The sequence below is a fragment of the Janthinobacterium sp. GMG1 genome (assembly GCF_034427795.1).
Classification (GTDB): domain Bacteria; phylum Pseudomonadota; class Gammaproteobacteria; order Burkholderiales; family Burkholderiaceae_D; genus Janthinobacterium.
In genome coordinates this window covers 339304-354823 of record NZ_JAXQNT010000004.1, presented here as the reverse complement: position 1 = coordinate 354823, position 15520 = coordinate 339304, and the positions used below count along the sequence as shown (strand labels likewise).

Here is a 15520-nt window from a genome sequence, read left to right as displayed (position 1 = left end):
GCGCCCCGCTCTCCTTGCTTCGCCATACAAAGCCCCACCGCCCGACTCTTTCCGCCAAAGTAAAGAAGGCAATTGCCGGATTATTCCGTGGCTGGCCCTATCGCATTAAACGCCGTGCTCTGGTATCGTTTGCTGTCAAGCATCTTCTTGACATCCCTTTACAATCACCGAGACATCCATGCGTTTTATTCTTTGTTTTCTGGCCGCGATGGCCAGCGTTCCCGCATCGGCTGAAAAGCTGACCCTGGAACGCATTCACGCCGATCCGGCGCTGGCCGGCCCCGGCGTGCGCTACCTGAAGGTCTCGCCCGATGGCGAGCGCGTCACGTTCCTGCGCGGCCGCGCGGACAACCAGTTCCAGCTCGACCTGTGGGAATTCAAGCTGAAGGACAAGAGCACGCACCGCCTGATCGACTCGAAGGCGCTGGTGCCGAATGAAACGATTTCGCCCGAAGAGCAGGCGCGCCGCGAACGCGAGCGCACGGCCAGCCTGAACGGCATTCTCAGCTACAGCTGGTCGCCCGATGGCAAGCAGCTGCTGGTGCCGCTGGCCGGCAACCTGTACCTGGTCGACGCGGCCCACCCGGACAAGGCGCGCCTGGTCGCCAAGGGCAATGTGCTGGATCCGAAAATTTCGCCGAAAGGCCGCTATGTCTCGTTTGTGCGCGATCAAAACATCTATGTGATCGATCTCAAGACGGACAAGGAACGCCAGTTGACGACCGATGGCAAGGGCGCCATCCGCAACGGCGAAGCCGAATTCGTGGCGCAGGAAGAAATGGGTCAGCGCACCGGCTACTACTGGGCCCCCGACGATTCCGCCATCGCCTATAAGCGCTATGACGAAGCGCCCGTGCCCGTCGTGCGCCGCTTCGAAATCTTCGCCGACCGCACCGACGTCGTCGAGCAGCGCTACCCGGCTGCCGGCGACCCGAACGTGCTGGTGCAGCTGCTGATCGTCTCGCCGGAAACGGGCGCGCAGCGCCAGGTGGACCTGGGCACGAACCCCGACATCTACCTGGTGCGCGCCGACTGGAGCGCGGACAGCAAGTCTCTCGTGTACCAGCGCCAGTCGCGCGACCAGAAGACCCTCGACCTGGTGGCCGTCGATGCAAGCACGTTGGCGCAGCGCACCCTGCTGACGGAAGCGTCGACAACCTGGGTCAGCATCCATGACGACCTGCGCTTCCTGTCGAACGGCACCTTCCTCTGGTCGTCCGAGCGCACGGGCCGCAACCATTTGTACCTGTACGACATGAGCGGCAAGCTGCTGCACCCGGTCACTTCCGGCGCATGGGGCATTGACAGCGTGCTGGCCGTGAACCAGAAGACGGGTAAAGTGTTCGTCGCGTCGAACCGCGACGCCGTCATCGACAAGCAGACCTACGCCCTGGCCCTCGATGGCAGCACGGCCGACAAGCCGCAGCGCGTAACGAAGGCCGATGGCTGGCACGACACGACGTTCTCGCGCAATGGCGAAGTCTTCGTCGACACGTACTCCGACCCGGCCACGCCGCCGCAAGTGAGCATCCGCCGCCCGGACGGCGCCATGGTGGGCTGGCTGGAAGAAAATGCGCTGAACGCCAGCCACCCGTACGCCAAGTACAAGGCGGACCACCTGCCGACGGAATACGGCACCCTGAAGGCCAACGATGGCCAGACGCTGTACTACTCCATCGTCAAGCCGTCGAACTTCGACGCCAGCAAACGCTATCCTGTCTACCTGTCGACGTATGGCGGCCCGCACTCGCAGCACGTGGCGCGCCGCTGGGGCAACAACTTCGACCAGTACATGGCGCAGCAGGGCTTTGTCGTCTTCCGCCTCGATAACCGGGGTTCGTCGCGCCGCGAGCGCGCGTTCACGGACGCCATCTATCACAAGCTGGGCGCGGCCGAAGTGGCGGACCAGCTGGTCGGCATCGACTGGCTGGGCAAGCAAAGCTTCGTCGATGCGAAACGCATCGGCGTGTTCGGCTGGAGCTACGGCGGCTTCATGACCCTGCGTCTGCTGTCGGCTGCGTCCGACAAGATCGCCATGGGTGTTTCCGTGGCACCCGTCACCGACTGGTCGCTGTACGACACCCACTACACGGAGCAATTCCTCGGCATGCCGAAGGAAAACGTGGATGGCTACAAGGCCAGCACCGTGTTCGCCCACCTCGACGGCCTGAAGTCGCCGCTGCTGCTGGTACACGGCATGGCCGACGATAACGTTTTGTTCAGCAACAGCACGCGACTGATCGACGCGCTGGTGAACCGTGGCGTGCAATTCGACCTGATGACGTATCCGGGCGCCAAGCACGGCATCTCGTCGCGCGCGGGCCAGCGCCACGTGTACAAGAAAATCGAGATGTTCTTCAAGCAGAACCTGATGAAGCCAGCACAGTAAGATTGCGCTGCATCAGATAAAAAACCGCCGCCTGTCTCGCGACAGGCGGCGGTTTTTTTTACATTCTTGCTGCCAGAATTATGGCTTGCGAGTCACAGTTTCGACCGCATCTTTCACATCGCCAACTTTCTTCTGCACTTTGCCTTCGACCTGGTTTGCCAGGCCCTTGGCTTGCTGTTCTTCGCTGCCGACCAGTTTGCCAGCTTGTTCCTGGATTTTACCGCCGACTTCCTTCAGTTTACCTTCGACTTGATCTTTGTTCATGATGGATCCTCACTGTAGTTGGTACATCTGTTGTCCTGCCCCGAAGGGCCGGTACTGCGGCTCACACGCTGCTTGTTGCGTGTCGATGTGTCCATAGTACGCAGTGGGGATCAAAGGCTCTGTACGGTTCCTAACACAGCGCCGACATCATCAATTACGCCTGCGCGCCCTTGCGCCAGACCGTCGCCAGCCACGGCTGCTGGTCGCGCGGCAAGCCGGGCGGACGGTAGTACTGCTCGATCAAGGTAAAACCGGCCGCCTGCACGTAAGCGGCCCAGGTCGCTTCGTCGTGATAGCTGCCGTAGCGGGCGCCATTCCAGCCTTCCTGGTTTTGCCCGCGCGGGTTCGAGCTGAACAGCACGCCACCGGGCTTCAGGCACGCGTACAAAGCGTGCAGCACGCCGGGCAAGGCGGCGCTGGGCACGTGGAACAGCACGGCATTGGCGAACACGCCGTCGAAGTGCCCTGCAGGCAAAGCGAGGTCGACAAAATCCTGCTGCCAGACAGTGCAGCCGCTGTAGGCGCGCGCCATCTCGACGAAGCGGGGACAGCCATCGACGCCCGTGGCGTGATGGCCCATGGCCGTGAACGCCTTCAGGTCGCGGCCAGGGCCGCAACCGAGGTCGAGGATCGCCAGCGGTGCCGGCTTGCCGATGGCGGCCAGCAGTGCGCTGATATTCTGGCTGACGTCGTGGTCGCGCGTGCCTTCGAAAAACTGCTCGGCGCTGGCGTCGTAATGGGCCAGGGTGCGTCCGGTGATGGCGTGGATGGGGTCTTGCGGATCTTGCGGTGGGGTCGGCTTCATGGCGCTCCTGTCATCGATGGGCGCATTTTACGCTGCCGACCGGCTCCCCGGCCGGCAGCGTCAGCACTCTTACCAGACGCGCACGCGCTGTTCCGGCGCCAGGTACAACTGCTGCCCCGGCTTGACGTCGAAGGCCGGATACCAGGCGTCGAGGTTGCGCACGGTGGCGGCGCGGTATTGCGCCGGCGCATGGCCATCCGTGAGGATTTGCTGGCGCGCCGCCGCTTCGCGCGCCTTGCTGCGCCAGCTGACGCCATAGCCCGTGAAGAAATCGCGGTCCGCGCCCGCCTGCACCGGCTTGCCTTGCTGCGACAGGGTGAACGCGTCATGCGCGGCCGCCACGCCGGCCAGGTCCGCCAGGTTTTCACTCAGGGTCAGCTGGCCATTCACGGCCAGGTCGGGGAATGGCTTGTAGGCCGCGAACTGCGCCACCAATTGCTTGGATGCCGTCTGGAAATGCGCCAGGTCGGCCGGCGTCCACCAGTCGCGCAACTTGCCCTGGGCGTCGAACTGCGCGCCCTGGTCGTCAAAACTGTGGCTGATTTCGTGGCCAATGGTGGCGCCGATGCCGCCATAGTTGGCCGCATCGGATGCCTGCGGGTCGAAGAACGGCGGCTGCAGGATGGCGGCCGGGAAGTTCAGCGCATTTTGCAGCGGCAAGTTGACGGCGTTGACCAGCTGGGCCGGCATGGCCCAGGCCTTGCGGTCGGGCGACTGGCCCAGCTTGGCCAGCTCCTGGCGATAGTGGAACTGTTCCGCCCGCTGCACATTGCCCAGCGCGTCGCCGCGTACCACGCGCAAGCCCGCGTAGCTGTCCCAGCGCTCCGGATAGCCTACGCCCACGTACAGGGTCTTGAGCTTTTCCTGCGCCTGCGCCTTGGTGGCCGGCGCCATCCAGTCCAGCTTGTCGATGCGGCGCGAGAAGGCGGCCACGATATTCGTCACCATGTCCTGCACGCGGGCTTTCGATTCCGGCGGGAAATAGCGCTCCACGTACAGCTTGCCGACGGCGTCGCTCAGGGCAGCGTTGGTTGCCGCCAGCGCGCGCTTGCTGCGCGGCGACTGCTGCGGCGTGCCGCTCAGGGCGCTGCCATAGAAGGCGAAGCGCTGGTCGGCGGCCGCCTTCGGCAAGGTGGTGCTGAAATGGTTGATGGCGTGGAAGGCGAGGAAATCCTTCCACGCGGCCAGCGGCACGCTTGCCACCAGGGCCGCGCTGCCCGTCATGGCCGTCGGGTGCCAGACGATGAAATCCGTTTGCTGGCCCAGGCCGGCCGCCTGGAAGAAGGCTTTCCAGTCCAGGCCCGGCGCCTTACTGGGGAAGTCGGCGGCGCGCCACGCGTTATTGCCCTTGGCGACATCGGCCGAATCCTCGCGGCTGGCGTGGCTGGCGGCAATTTTCTGCTCCAGCGCAAACACGCGCGCAGCGCGGGCCGGCGCATCGCTGTAGCCGGCCTGCTTGAGCATGGCCGCGATATGCGCCTGGTAGCCCGCGCGCAAGCCCTGCATGCGGGCGCTGTCGCCCTGGTAAAACGCGCGGTCAGGCAAGCCCAGCCCGCCCTGCAGCAGGTAGGCGACATTGCGCGTGGTGTCGTTCAAGTCTTGCGCCACCCACAGGCCGAACAGGTTTTCCGTATAAAAATTGGTGGAATTGAGCGGGTCGACATCGGCGCGCAGGCTCTCGCCCAGCGCACGGGCCAGCCCTGCCTGGTCGCGTATGCCATTGATCTTTGTCAACAAGGGCTTGATCGGCGCCCAGCCTTTCGCTTCGATAGCCGATTCATCCATCCAGGAACGGTAAAAATCGCTGACCTGGCGCGCGGAGGCATCCGCCTGCGGCGCCGCCGCCAGGCTTTCGACGAGGCCGATGATGCGCTCGTTGGTGGCGTTGGCGAGGATGGCGAACGAGCCCCAGCTGCTGCGGTCGGCGGGAATCTCCGTGCCGCGCAGCCAGTCGCCATTCACGTAATCGTAGAAATCGTCGCCGGGCAAGGCAGCGGGGACAGCAACATCGGCCGCCGCTGGCTGGGCATGCGCCTGGGCGGGCAAGCCGGCCAGCGAAACGCCGGCCAGGGCGAGGATGATGGCGGCCTGGACTGGCGTCCGGGACCAGGAAAAACGCAAACCGTGCATGGCGATCCTTTCAATGGAATAGTCAAAATCATAGCCTGTTTCCCATGAAAAAAGCGTCCCGGAACTTTTTTGCATACGGACAAAAAATCGGCCTATAGTTTCACGACCCCGCGCCGCGTGTACGCCAAGGAGATTGCCATGCAACTGGAAGCGCTGTTTCAGCAACCCCACGCCCTGCCTGCCGCCCCGAAGATCGTCGATGAACTGGTGCGCAGTTTCGACAACCCCGCCATTGCCACCGAAGACATCGCGCGCCAGCTGGGAGCGGATCCGGCCTTGAGCGCCAAGCTGCTGCGGCTGGCCAACTCGGCGTATTACCACGTCTCGCGCAGCATCGGCACGGTGGAAGACGCCGTGCTGATGCTCGGCTTTGTAACCGTGCGCACGCTTGTCATCAGCTCGGGCCTGGTCAGCGGCTACAAGGCCGTGCCAGGACTGAATCTGCCGCAATTCTGGCGTTACAGCCTGCACAGCGCCGTGTCGGCCCGCTGGATCGCCAGACAGACGGGCGACAACCAGGACCTGGCCTTCACCATCGGCATGATGCATGCGATCGGACAACTGGTGATCCATGCCGCCATGCCCGAGCAAGCCATGCAGCTCGACAAGATCGCCCCGCCGCTCGATGCGCGCCGGCTCGACGCGGAGCGGGTTTCCCTGGGCTATGACTATGCGCAGGTGGGCGCCGAACTGGCGCGCCGCTGGAAGTTCCCCCCTGCCTTTGCCGACGCCATCGCCGCCTTTCCCGATCCCTTGGCCAAGGCGCCCCTGAACCGCCTGGCCGCCATCATCCACCTGGCAGCCTGGCGCGCCCGTATTGATGAAAACGCGCTGAGCAATGAAGAAATCATCGCTTGCTACCCCAGCAACGTGGCTGAAGCGCTCGGTTTGCCACCCTCGGTTCTCGTGGACAAGATGCCGCCGCCTGCCGAACTGAGCGCAGGATTGGAAGAACTCGTCAAATAAATCCATCAGCGCCGGCATCGTCGGCCCAGCATCCATGCGGCTTGGCGGGCGATTCCGGCGGCCCGCCAAAACTATCCAAATTATTTTCACTTTTTTTTCAAAAACACCCTCAAGTTCCGGATAAGCACGCCGTTAATCTAGACAAGCGGTAATCCATTCACTAGTTACGGGTGTGCTCATGACCTCCAACGACGTTCTCTCGATGTATGAAAATATTGCAGGAATGACCAATAAAATGGTCGTGGCCGCACGTTCGAGCGACTGGAATGACTTGGATGCCCTGGAAAACCAGTGCGCCAGCGCCGCCAGCGCGACCATGACGGGCAAGGTGCCTGCCCTGGCCGGTGCCTCGCGCCTGCGCAAGATCGACTTGCTCAAGCAAATCCTGGCAAACGACCGCGAAATCCGCACCATTACGGAACCGTGGATGACGCAGCTGCCGAACGCCATGCAGGGCGCGCGCGCGCGCATGTAAGAAGTTACAGCACCAGAAACGACAAAAGCACCCGCGGGTGCTTTTTTTACATCTATTCCCTGGCAAGAAGCGCGGCAGTTGCGGCGCTCAGGAACAAGGAGGGGAAATTTGGAAGGCGAGCCCCAGGTATCTCCTGGCGTCGCCTCGCTGCCGGTTGCATCCGGCGTTCGCGAGCACATCGTCGGCATCGCGAACCGCTTCCAGACCCAGGCGTTTATGCAACGCTACACCTGTTTGCCGCGCCACACTATCGTTGGTGACTGCGCCAGGCTGGGGCTGTTTTGTCGTAGAGCAAGTCCACTGAATTAATCATAACACCATCTTTAAGAAATAGACAACGCGATTGGCAAGCATATCCATGTCTTTTTTCAATATCTTTTTTTATATCAAATTATAGCGCAGCCTTGCAGCATGATTAACGCGAGAACGGCTCCGGTTCCGGCTCGGCTGCCGCCCCGTCCTCCACCGCCTCCGTCAGCACGGGCACATCCTTTTTCTTGCGGCGGAACGGCTTGCGCAGCAAGACCCAGTATTTCGACGGCGCACCCGGCCCTGCCGCCTGCCTGCGCTTGCGCACGACATACACGATGAGCGCCGTCAGCAGCAGGAAGGCCACGGTGCCGATACCGAGCCACAGCAAGCCGTTGCCGCCCGCCTTCTTTTCCTTCTCGACGGCTGGCGGCACCAGGGGCTTGGGCTTGGCATGCGGCACCGGCACCTCGGCCGGCGCGGCAGCCGGCGCAGCGGTGGCGGGCTGAGCCAGTGCTTTTTGCAAGGCGCCGATCTTGCCTTCCAATTCGCCGAGCTTGTCATTCAGGGCCGCGCTTTTCTCATCCAGCGCCACGCACGCTTGCGCCTGCCCGGCATCCGCCTGGGGTGCGCAGGCGGCGACGGGCGCCATGGCACGGCGCAGCGGCTGCGCACGCAGCGCGGGAGCAGGCGGCTTGGGTGCGGCAGGCGGCGGCACGAACACGCGCGCCGGGCGCACCAGGCCCTCGGCACGCGCGCGGGCCGCCAGCACGGCGGCATCGGGCGATGGTGCGCCGGCCACTGCACGTGGCAACGGCGCGGGGACAGGCATGGGCATGGGTACCGGAACGGCGGGCCTGGCTGGCGCACTGACGGCAGCGGCAGCAGGCGGCGCCGGCGTCAGCCACACGGTGCCCAGGCGCACCACGGCGCCATTGCCATTGCCCAGCAACAAATACAGATGCACGTGGCCCGCCTGGATCGCTTGCCGCGTAGTCACGCGCACATAATGGCGTCCACCGCGCTCCAGCGGGCTGATCGTCAATCCCTGCAGGGCCGGATCCATGCCGATGCCGCCACCGCGGTACACATCGGGCGAGGCCAGGCGCACGGCCACGCCGTTGACTTCCTCGGGCGCCAAGGCCGTCAGTTCGATTTCAGCCAGCAGGGGTTGACCCACATGCGACAGCACGGCCATGTCACCCAGTTCGGCCGCCATGACAGGCGGCAAGGCCAGGCTGGCGGCGGCGCACGCGATCAGGGACCAACGGGGAAAGATGCTGCTCTGCATGGACTGATCGCTTTGATAACAAGATAAATAAGGGGAACTCGCCTGTCTTTAACGGCAGGAAATCGCAAAAATATAGATGGGCTACGGCAAAAATGATGCAATACAGCATCATCCTGTGCCTTTTTTGCGCCTGGAGTACACTCGATCCACCTCTATCGATGAAAGGGATGTCATGAGTAGCAGAATCGAACGCGACAGTTTCGGCCCGATCGACGTACCCACCGACCGGCTGTGGGGAGCGCAAACGCAGCGCTCGCTTGAGCACTTCCATATCTCCACGGAAAAGATGCCGCCCGAACTGATCGCCGCCCTGGCCACCGTCAAGCGCGCGGCCGCCCACGTCAACCTGGACTTGGGCTTACTAGACGGCAAGAAGGCCGTTGCCATCACGCAGGCCGCCGACGAAGTGCTGGCCGGCAAGCACGCCGAAGAATTCCCGCTGGCCGTCTGGCAGACGGGTTCTGGCACGCAAAGCAATATGAACATGAACGAAGTGCTGGCCAACCGCGGTTCCGAGCTGATCGGCGGCTTGCGGGGCGCCGAGCGCCTGCTGCACCCGAACGACGACGTCAACCTGGGCCAGTCCTCGAACGATATCTTTCCCACCGCCATACACGTGGCCGCCGCCCTGGCCGTCGCCAACACGGTCTTGCCGCCGCTGCGCCAGCTGCGCGCCACGCTCGATGCGAAAGCCACGGAATTTGCCGATATCGTCAAGATCGGCCGCACCCATTTGCAGGATGCGACGCCGTTGACCCTGGGCCAGGAATTTTCCGGCTACGTGGCACAGCTGGACTTTGCCGAACACATCATCACCGCATCGTTGCCGCCGCTGCTGCAACTGGCCGCCGGCGGCACGGCCGTCGGTACGGGTTTGAATGCCCACGTGGAATTTGCGGACCGCATCGCCGCGGAACTGGCACGCCTGACGGGCCAGCCGTTTGAGACAGCCAGCAACAAGTTTGCCGCCCTGGCCGCCCACGATGCGCTGGTGGCCGCCCATGGCGCGCTGAAAACCCTGGCCACGGCGCTGATGAAAATCGCCAACGACGTGCGCTGGATGGCGTCCGGCCCCCGTTCCGGCCTCGGTGAGATCACCATCCCCGAAAACGAGCCGGGCAGCTCCATCATGCCGGGCAAGGTCAATCCTACCCAGTGCGAAGCGCTGACCATGCTGTGCTGCCAGGTGTTCGGCAATGACGTCGCCATCACGGTGGGCGGCGCCTCGGGCAATTTCGAGCTGAACGTCTTCAAGCCATTGATTGCACACAACTTCCTGCAAAGCGCGCGCCTGCTGGGCGACGGCATGCGCAGCTTCGACGAGCATTGCGCGCACGGCATCGAACCGAACCGTGGTCGCATCGCCGACCTGATGGAGCGTTCCTTGATGCTGGTCACGGCGCTGGCGCCGCACATCGGCTACGACAAGGCGGCGCAAATCGCCAAGCAGGCCCAGCACGAAGGCACGACCTTGAAGGAAGCGGCGCTGGCCCTGGGCTTTGTGACGGAAGAGCAATTCGGTGCGTGGATCGTGCCCATGGAGATGACGCGGCCCAACAAAAGCTGACTTCCACCCTGCATTGCTGGCGGCTTCAGGTAAACTATGAGTTAGTTGAGGTCGTCATCAAGTGTTGAAAACACATCATTGCAATAAGGGATACAATGCAAAAAGTAAGCTTTGATTTAACATCCGAGTTCGTCGAGCTGAACCAGCTGTTGAAGCTGGTCGGCCTGTGCGACAGCGGTGGCGCAGGCAAGGTCATGGTCGATAGCGGCGTGGTGAAGGTCGATGGCAAGAAGGAATTGCGCAAGACCGCCAAGATCCGCGCCGGCCAGGTCGTCAGCGTGGGCGATATCCGTATCACGGTCGTCGCTCCCGTGTGATGCCGGCATGGGGCGCGAAAGCGGCCCCATGCGTCCAGCCAGCACCGCTGCCAGCCGGCTGCCTGGATCAAGCTGCAACATGTCGTTATTGTCAGATAAATATCGATTGCAGAAGGGGAGCGCCATGGACCAGCCCGAACAAGGTACGCGCAGCCAGGAACGCCTGATCGGCGACTTGCGCCAGGTAATAGAAAACGCGGAAGAATTGCTGCGTAACACAGACAAATACACCAGCAGCCTGTACCAGAGCGCGCGCGCCAGGCTGGAACTGGCCCTCGTCGCGGCCACGGCCGAGCTGGCCCGCTTTGAAGAAGAGCAAGTCACGCGCATGATGGATGCCACCCTGGCCGCGAATGCCCTGTACCGCGATCAGACGGGCGAAGCGCGCCTGCTGCGGGCCTTCGAGTAAACTGTCACGCCGTCAACACCGCATGCGCCAGCCACTGACGCAAGTGGGCGGCCAGGTCGAATGCCGGATCCAGCTCGAACGCCGCATCGAGCGCGGCGCCAAACGTCTGGCCCTGCTGCAACATGACCAAGGCCGCATGCGCGGCCGCATCCAGTACGAGCACCTGCGTCTTCCAGCGCGTCCTGCATGCCAGCGCATGGCTGGCCACCTGCAACTCCTGCGGAAACATCCCCTGCCCCTCACCTTCCTGATGCGCCTGCCACAGGGCCGCCACTTGCCAGCTGGACGCCAGCAAGGCGCAAGCGGGATGCAAGCGGAAACGCCGCGCTTCCAGCTGATCGGGATGCAGGGCGGCCAGCGACTCGGGGGCCAGGCCCTGCGCATCGGCCGCGTAATGCGCCAGGTGCACGGCCCATTCCAGGCGCGCCATGTCCGGCAGATACGGCAAGTCGGCCACAGGCGGAAAACTGGTCAGAAAATCGGCGAAACGGGCGCCAAACTCATTCAAATCAGCGCTATCGGACGGATACTGGCGGCCATACGCGCGCGCCAGGCCAGCAAAGAATGCCTCGCCCACCAGCGCCAGCACGACGGGATAGGCGTAGCCCAGGGTGCGGCGCCAGGTGGCACTCGCATTGCCGCGGTACAGTGAAAAATGCTGCGGCACCGATTCTCCCGCGAACGCTGGCAATGTGGCCTCAGCATCCAGCAAGGCCGTGGCAAATGCTTGCTGGCCGGCCGCCAGCGCGTCAAACGACACGGGCGGCGGCGGGGACGGCAGCATCGCTCCCTGCCATGGCGCTTGCGGCGCATGGCGCGCCAGCATGGCTTGCGCCTTGTCCGCTTCGCCCAGAAGGATATCGAGGGTGGGCAAATCCGTATCCCATTCGACCAGGGTAGGCATGGCGCCAAAGCGCTGCAAGGCGGCCGCATATAAATCCCAGACGGGCTCGGCCACGGCGGCGCCATGGTGGTCGATCACGGCATGCGGCGTCTGCAGGTGGCCACCCAGGTGCAGCTCGCCCACGCTGCCCGGTGCAATGGACTGCATGGCCGTCAAGGCGTCTTCGCCGTGGTTGCACTGGTTCACATACAGATTATTGATATCGAGCAGCAGGCCACAGCCGCTGCGGCGCGCCAGCTCCGCCAGGAATTGCGCCTCGCTCATGGCATCGTCGGCAAAACGCAAGTAAGTGGAGACATTTTCCAGCAAGATCGGCCTTTTCAGCACATCCTGCACCCTCCCGACTCTTGCGCACAGCAAATCCAGGGCGGCGCCATTCAAGGCCAGCGGCAACAGATCATTGAGTTGCTGCTGCGCCACGGCGCCCCAGCTCAGGTGTTCCGACACGAGGGCCGGCTCGATGCGCTCGGCCACGGCGCGCACGCGCTGCAAATGGGCTTCGGAAAAGCCGCGCGCGGAACCCAGGCCCAGGCCCACGCCATGCAGGCTGATAGGGTAATCCTGGCGCAGGGCTTGCAGCACATGGCTATCCCAGCCCGACGACTGCAGATAATTTTCAGTGTGCACTTCCAGCCAGCCCACCTTGGGACGGCGCGCCAGGAAGTCGCGGTAGTGCGCGGCGCGCAGGCCGATGCCGGCAAGCGCCTGGATGGGCGGCGGCATGGGCAGGCGGCGGACGCTTAGGGCTGCGTGGCCGGTTTTGCAGCCTTGCCGGCCTTGATGGGCTTGACGGAGCCGCCCGCCTGCTCGCACGTGCCCTTGGCAACATAAGTCCATTCGGTCGGCAGGTTATCCGCCTCCGCCTGGCCTGCGCAGGAATGCGCGCCATCGGACGAAGCGCAATCGTTCTGCCCTGCCTTGGCCACGCCATAGCATTTTTCCTTGTCGCCAGGGGCGGGACCATCGTGCGCGGCCGCGTTGATGGTAGTGCCGGCGCAAAGGCCCGCGAGGGCGGCGGCGATGAGAGCTTGGCGTTTGTTCATGGTGATTCCTCTTGCTTGGGTCAAAGTAATCGATAAGTCACGGCACGCCCCATGCTGCGCCATGGGCAACGCGAGGTCATGGGCATCATTTTACTGAATCGGCCGCGCCATGGCGAACCATGGTCAATTAATCAACTTGGCACAGGAGGGAAGGAAGGCGAAAAGGAAGCAAAAAGGCAGACAAAAACGCCCACTTGCCACCGTCGATGACGGTGGTGTGGGCGTAAGTAGTGCGAGCGCCAGGCTGGCGCCGCGGGACTGCGCTCAGGCGGTCGTGTTGATGCGGTTGCCGAGGTGAGCCGGCAGGCTGGGTGCCGACTGTACCGGTGGCAACGCCGCCAGCAAGGCCGTGGCAGTCGAGCTTTGGATATCCTGGGCTTTTTTCAGGACAGTCAAGCCGACGGCTTGCCGCGTGCCTGTCTCCGCCATCGTGGTTGACAGTTGAGCAATGCTTCCGACGTCCATACGTTTCTCCAATGAGGTTCTACCCTTGTTAACGGATGCCGCCGGCAAACCTTTAACTTATTTTTCCAGCTTATTTTCCAACTGCAGCAGCAGCCAGGCCAGCACGTGCTCGCGCGCATTCAAGTCCAGCCATTGCACGCCCTCGCGCAAATCGGCCGGCGCCGGGCTGTCGGACGCCACGGCGATCACATGCGGGTCATGCGGATACAGGGGTGCCTGCCCCACTTCCGGGCGGAACACTTCCAGCTTGGGGATGGGGTCCGTCTTGAAACCTTCGACTAGGGTCAGGTCTGCCGGCCCCATGCGGGACAATTGCTGCGCCAGGCTCGGTTCCGGCGCCCCGCGCAGCTCATGCACGATGGCAAAACGGTACGGCGACGCCACCAGCACTTCCGCCGCCCCGGCCAGGCGCAGGCGGGCGCTGTCTTTTTGCGGCGGTTCCAGCGCCAGGTCATGGTGGCTGTGCTTGACCAGGTTGACGCGCAAGCCGCGCGCCGCCAGTTCCTTCACCACAAATTCCAGCAGGGTCGTCTTGCCGCTACCGGAACGGCCGATCACACCGAGTACCGGGTGTGCGGGCATCGCATCGTGCATGGTCACTCCTTGATTGAGAAGGAATGATTATACGCAGCCCCACGGGCGCGACCGCCTGGCGCAGCGCCGCACATTGCCCAGCTCATCACCCAAGTCAAGCGCTGCCGGGTTTTCCCCCATTCCGGTCACCAAAGGGCGCCGGCTTGGCGCCCTGCCGCCGGCGCCGGCCTGTGGACTTCGGCGCTGTCGTTCCCGCGGTTTTATTCGCCGTTTTATTATTCACCGCCTGCGCATTCCTGGCCCTACGCGCCACTTGCCGGTGCGCGGCGATCGCGCCCGCCTCCGCATCGGACTGGAAAGGGATGGCAGCAGCGGCGGCCAGCTCGCCATCGGGCGGGCAGGCGGACGCCAGCGGGGAAAAATCCTGCGCCCGCACCTCCGCCTCCCATGCGGCCCGCTGCGCCAGCACAGCAGCGGGCACGGCGGGCGCCGCGCGCGCTTGCGCCAGGGTCAGCACGGCGCCCAGGCCGCTGGCGGCCGCCACGCGCGCGCCCATCTGGGGCAAGGCGCCATCGGCGGCGCGGCAAAAGCGCTGCAGTATGGTTTTGATGATCGACGTGTGATCGACCACCTCGTGGCTGACGCTGCCCGGCGCGATCAGCGGCGACACCAGCAGCATGGGCACGCGCACGCCGTAGCGGCGAAACGCGGGGTCGTCGTCCACAGCGGCGGGCGGCGGCACATGGTCGAAAAAGCCGCCGTGTTCGTCATAGCTGAGGATGAGCAAGGTGCGCGCCCAGGCCGGGCCGCGCGACAGGGCCAGGTAAACCTGCGCCACCAGCGCCTGGCCGGCGCGAATATCGGCCGGCGGGTGGTCGTCATTGTCAAAGAAATGCGGATCGATCCAGCTGACGGAGGGCAAGGCGCCCGCCAGCGCATCGCCGATGAAGCCATAGCGGCGGGCGCTGGAGCCGAACGGTTCGTACATTTCCGACGAACGGTAATGGTCGTCCGTCAGCGCCAGGCTCCAGGGCTTCCAGGCGGAATAAAATTTCCAGCTCACCTGGGCACGCTCGAGGTGGCGCACGAACGATTTGTTCGCATACAGGGGCACGCGCTTGCTATCCTTGCTGCCGGCCGCCTTGCCGCTGATGGCATACAGGCGGTTGGGCCAGGTGGCGCCCGGCACGGAGCTGTAGCAGCGGTCGCAGACACAGAACTCCCGCGCCAGGAAATCATACATGGGCAAGTCGGCCCCATTGTAGTAGCCCATCACCAGGTCGATGTCGGGGTCGCCCGGATGCGTTTGCGCATAGTCGTCGATGAAGCCGCCGTTATTGTTTTGCAATTGCTGCGCCACCGACATGCCCGTATGCGACGGGTCTTGCTGCGGGCCAAAGGCCGTGCGCCGCAAATGGTGCACGGGGTAACTGACGCCCGCATGCACGTTGGCATGGCTGGCCTGCAAGCCGTCGATGTCGGCGCGCCCGCCTTCCAGGCTCAGGTAGCCAAGCATGTGGTCGAACGAGCGGTTTTCCATCATCAGCACGACGATATGGTCGATGCGCGCCAGGTTCCCCAAGCCATGCGCATCAAGCACACCCTCGCCAGCAGCAGCGGCAGCAATCATCGGACCTCCCCGGCCGCGCACACGGTCGCAGCGACCCTGGTTCGACCAGGCCCCGCCAGTATGGTTCAGCTATGGCGGCATG

The 15520-nt window shown here is 63.8% G+C and carries 15 protein-coding genes; 6 read left to right on the top strand and 9 right to left on the bottom strand.

The window, feature by feature from the left end:
- Positions 1 to 178 precede the first annotated feature (178 nt).
- Positions 179 to 2389 carry an alpha/beta fold hydrolase gene (locus SJI03_RS13430; protein WP_322427497.1) on the top strand — a complete coding sequence of 737 codons (2211 nt, stop codon included), beginning with the start codon at positions 179 to 181 and terminating at the stop codon, positions 2387 to 2389.
- A 78-nt stretch (positions 2390 to 2467) separates the two neighbouring features.
- On the opposite strand, the gene SJI03_RS13425 is transcribed toward SJI03_RS13430, so the two are convergent.
- The 3 genes from SJI03_RS13425 to SJI03_RS13415 form a co-directional block, all read right to left on the bottom strand.
- On the bottom strand, positions 2468 to 2653 hold the full coding sequence (locus SJI03_RS13425) for a CsbD family protein (protein ID WP_035825486.1): 186 nt from the start codon (positions 2651 to 2653) through the stop codon (positions 2468 to 2470).
- A gap of 154 nt (positions 2654 to 2807) precedes the next feature.
- The gene (locus SJI03_RS13420; protein ID WP_322427496.1) at positions 2808 to 3458 is read right to left on the bottom strand and encodes a class I SAM-dependent methyltransferase; all 651 of its coding nucleotides are present in this window, start codon (positions 3456 to 3458) and stop codon (positions 2808 to 2810) included.
- Positions 3459 to 3527: 69 nt separating this feature from the next.
- A complete protein-coding gene (locus tag SJI03_RS13415) occupies positions 3528 to 5588 on the bottom strand; it encodes a M13 family metallopeptidase (RefSeq protein ID WP_322427495.1) in 2061 nt (686 codons plus the stop codon).
- Positions 5589 to 5726: 138 nt separating this feature from the next.
- On the opposite strand from SJI03_RS13415, the gene SJI03_RS13410 reads away from it, so the two are divergent.
- Together SJI03_RS13410 and SJI03_RS13405 are read left to right on the top strand one after the other, a co-directional pair.
- Complete coding sequence (locus SJI03_RS13410) at positions 5727 to 6554, top strand: HDOD domain-containing protein (protein ID WP_322427681.1); 828 nt, start codon at positions 5727 to 5729, stop codon at positions 6552 to 6554.
- Positions 6555 to 6777: 223 nt separating this feature from the next.
- A complete protein-coding gene (locus SJI03_RS13405; protein ID WP_322427494.1) occupies positions 6778 to 7029 on the top strand; it encodes a flagellar protein FliT in 252 nt (83 codons plus the stop codon).
- A gap of 415 nt (positions 7030 to 7444) precedes the next feature.
- Here the strand turns inward: SJI03_RS13405 and SJI03_RS13400 are convergent, their stop codons facing one another.
- Positions 7445 to 8569, bottom strand: a complete 1125-nt coding sequence (locus SJI03_RS13400) for a hypothetical protein (protein ID WP_322427493.1) — start codon at positions 8567 to 8569, stop codon at positions 7445 to 7447.
- A 172-nt stretch (positions 8570 to 8741) separates the two neighbouring features.
- Here SJI03_RS13400 and fumC point away from each other — a divergent pair, with 172 nt between their 5' ends.
- The 3 genes from fumC to SJI03_RS13385 all read left to right on the top strand — a co-directional run bounded on the left by fumC (position 8742) and on the right by SJI03_RS13385 (position 10862).
- Positions 8742 to 10136, top strand: a complete 1395-nt coding sequence (gene fumC / locus SJI03_RS13395) for a class II fumarate hydratase (protein WP_322427492.1) — start codon at positions 8742 to 8744, stop codon at positions 10134 to 10136.
- A gap of 95 nt (positions 10137 to 10231) precedes the next feature.
- On the top strand, positions 10232 to 10453 hold the full coding sequence (locus SJI03_RS13390) for an RNA-binding S4 domain-containing protein (RefSeq protein WP_035825476.1): 222 nt from the start codon (positions 10232 to 10234) through the stop codon (positions 10451 to 10453).
- 124 nt (positions 10454 to 10577) lie between these two features.
- On the top strand, positions 10578 to 10862 hold the full coding sequence (locus tag SJI03_RS13385) for a hypothetical protein (protein WP_035825472.1): 285 nt from the start codon (positions 10578 to 10580) through the stop codon (positions 10860 to 10862).
- A gap of 4 nt (positions 10863 to 10866) precedes the next feature.
- On the opposite strand, the gene SJI03_RS13380 is transcribed toward SJI03_RS13385, so the two are convergent.
- The 5 genes from SJI03_RS13380 to SJI03_RS13360 form a co-directional block, all read right to left on the bottom strand.
- Positions 10867 to 12489, bottom strand: coding sequence for a DUF692 family multinuclear iron-containing protein (locus tag SJI03_RS13380; RefSeq protein WP_322427490.1), 1623 nt, complete (start codon positions 12487 to 12489; stop codon positions 10867 to 10869).
- Positions 12490 to 12506: 17 nt separating this feature from the next.
- On the bottom strand, positions 12507 to 12809 hold the full coding sequence (locus SJI03_RS13375; protein WP_099379435.1) for a DUF2282 domain-containing protein: 303 nt from the start codon (positions 12807 to 12809) through the stop codon (positions 12507 to 12509).
- 264 nt (positions 12810 to 13073) lie between these two features.
- Positions 13074 to 13274 (bottom strand): YjfB family protein, encoded by a 201-nt coding sequence (locus SJI03_RS13370; protein ID WP_034781856.1) that lies wholly within the window; start codon positions 13272 to 13274, stop codon positions 13074 to 13076.
- 57 nt (positions 13275 to 13331) lie between these two features.
- Entirely contained in the window at positions 13332 to 13868 is a 537-nt protein-coding gene (gene mobB / locus SJI03_RS13365; RefSeq protein WP_219133216.1) for a molybdopterin-guanine dinucleotide biosynthesis protein B, read from the bottom strand.
- Positions 13869 to 13962: 94 nt separating this feature from the next.
- A complete protein-coding gene (locus tag SJI03_RS13360) occupies positions 13963 to 15438 on the bottom strand; it encodes an alkaline phosphatase family protein (protein WP_322427489.1) in 1476 nt (491 codons plus the stop codon).
- Between the last annotated feature and the right edge of the window lie 82 nt (positions 15439 to 15520).

Excerpts from the sequence above, each read along its gene's own strand:
- SJI03_RS13430 (WP_322427497.1), top strand. The coding sequence starts at position 179 with ATGCGTTTTATTCTTTGTTTTCTGGCCGCGATGGCCAGCGTTCCCGCA.
- SJI03_RS13425 (WP_035825486.1), bottom strand. The coding sequence starts at position 2,653 with ATGAACAAAGATCAAGTCGAAGGTAAACTGAAGGAAGTCGGCGGTAAA.
- SJI03_RS13420 (WP_322427496.1), bottom strand. The coding sequence starts at position 3,458 with ATGAAGCCGACCCCACCGCAAGATCCGCAAGACCCCATCCACGCCATC.
- SJI03_RS13415 (WP_322427495.1), bottom strand. The coding sequence starts at position 5,588 with ATGCACGGTTTGCGTTTTTCCTGGTCCCGGACGCCAGTCCAGGCCGCC.
- SJI03_RS13410 (WP_322427681.1), top strand. The coding sequence starts at position 5,727 with ATGCAACTGGAAGCGCTGTTTCAGCAACCCCACGCCCTGCCTGCCGCC.
- SJI03_RS13405 (WP_322427494.1), top strand. The coding sequence starts at position 6,778 with ATGACCAATAAAATGGTCGTGGCCGCACGTTCGAGCGACTGGAATGAC.
- SJI03_RS13400 (WP_322427493.1), bottom strand. The coding sequence starts at position 8,569 with ATGCAGAGCAGCATCTTTCCCCGTTGGTCCCTGATCGCGTGCGCCGCC.
- fumC (WP_322427492.1), top strand. The coding sequence starts at position 8,742 with ATGAGTAGCAGAATCGAACGCGACAGTTTCGGCCCGATCGACGTACCC.
- SJI03_RS13390 (WP_035825476.1), top strand. The coding sequence starts at position 10,232 with ATGCAAAAAGTAAGCTTTGATTTAACATCCGAGTTCGTCGAGCTGAAC.
- SJI03_RS13385 (WP_035825472.1), top strand. The coding sequence starts at position 10,578 with ATGGACCAGCCCGAACAAGGTACGCGCAGCCAGGAACGCCTGATCGGC.
- SJI03_RS13380 (WP_322427490.1), bottom strand. The coding sequence starts at position 12,489 with ATGCCGCCGCCCATCCAGGCGCTTGCCGGCATCGGCCTGCGCGCCGCG.
- SJI03_RS13375 (WP_099379435.1), bottom strand. The coding sequence starts at position 12,809 with ATGAACAAACGCCAAGCTCTCATCGCCGCCGCCCTCGCGGGCCTTTGC.
- SJI03_RS13370 (WP_034781856.1), bottom strand. The coding sequence starts at position 13,274 with ATGGACGTCGGAAGCATTGCTCAACTGTCAACCACGATGGCGGAGACA.
- mobB (WP_219133216.1), bottom strand. The coding sequence starts at position 13,868 with ATGCACGATGCGATGCCCGCACACCCGGTACTCGGTGTGATCGGCCGT.
- SJI03_RS13360 (WP_322427489.1), bottom strand. The coding sequence starts at position 15,438 with ATGATTGCTGCCGCTGCTGCTGGCGAGGGTGTGCTTGATGCGCATGGC.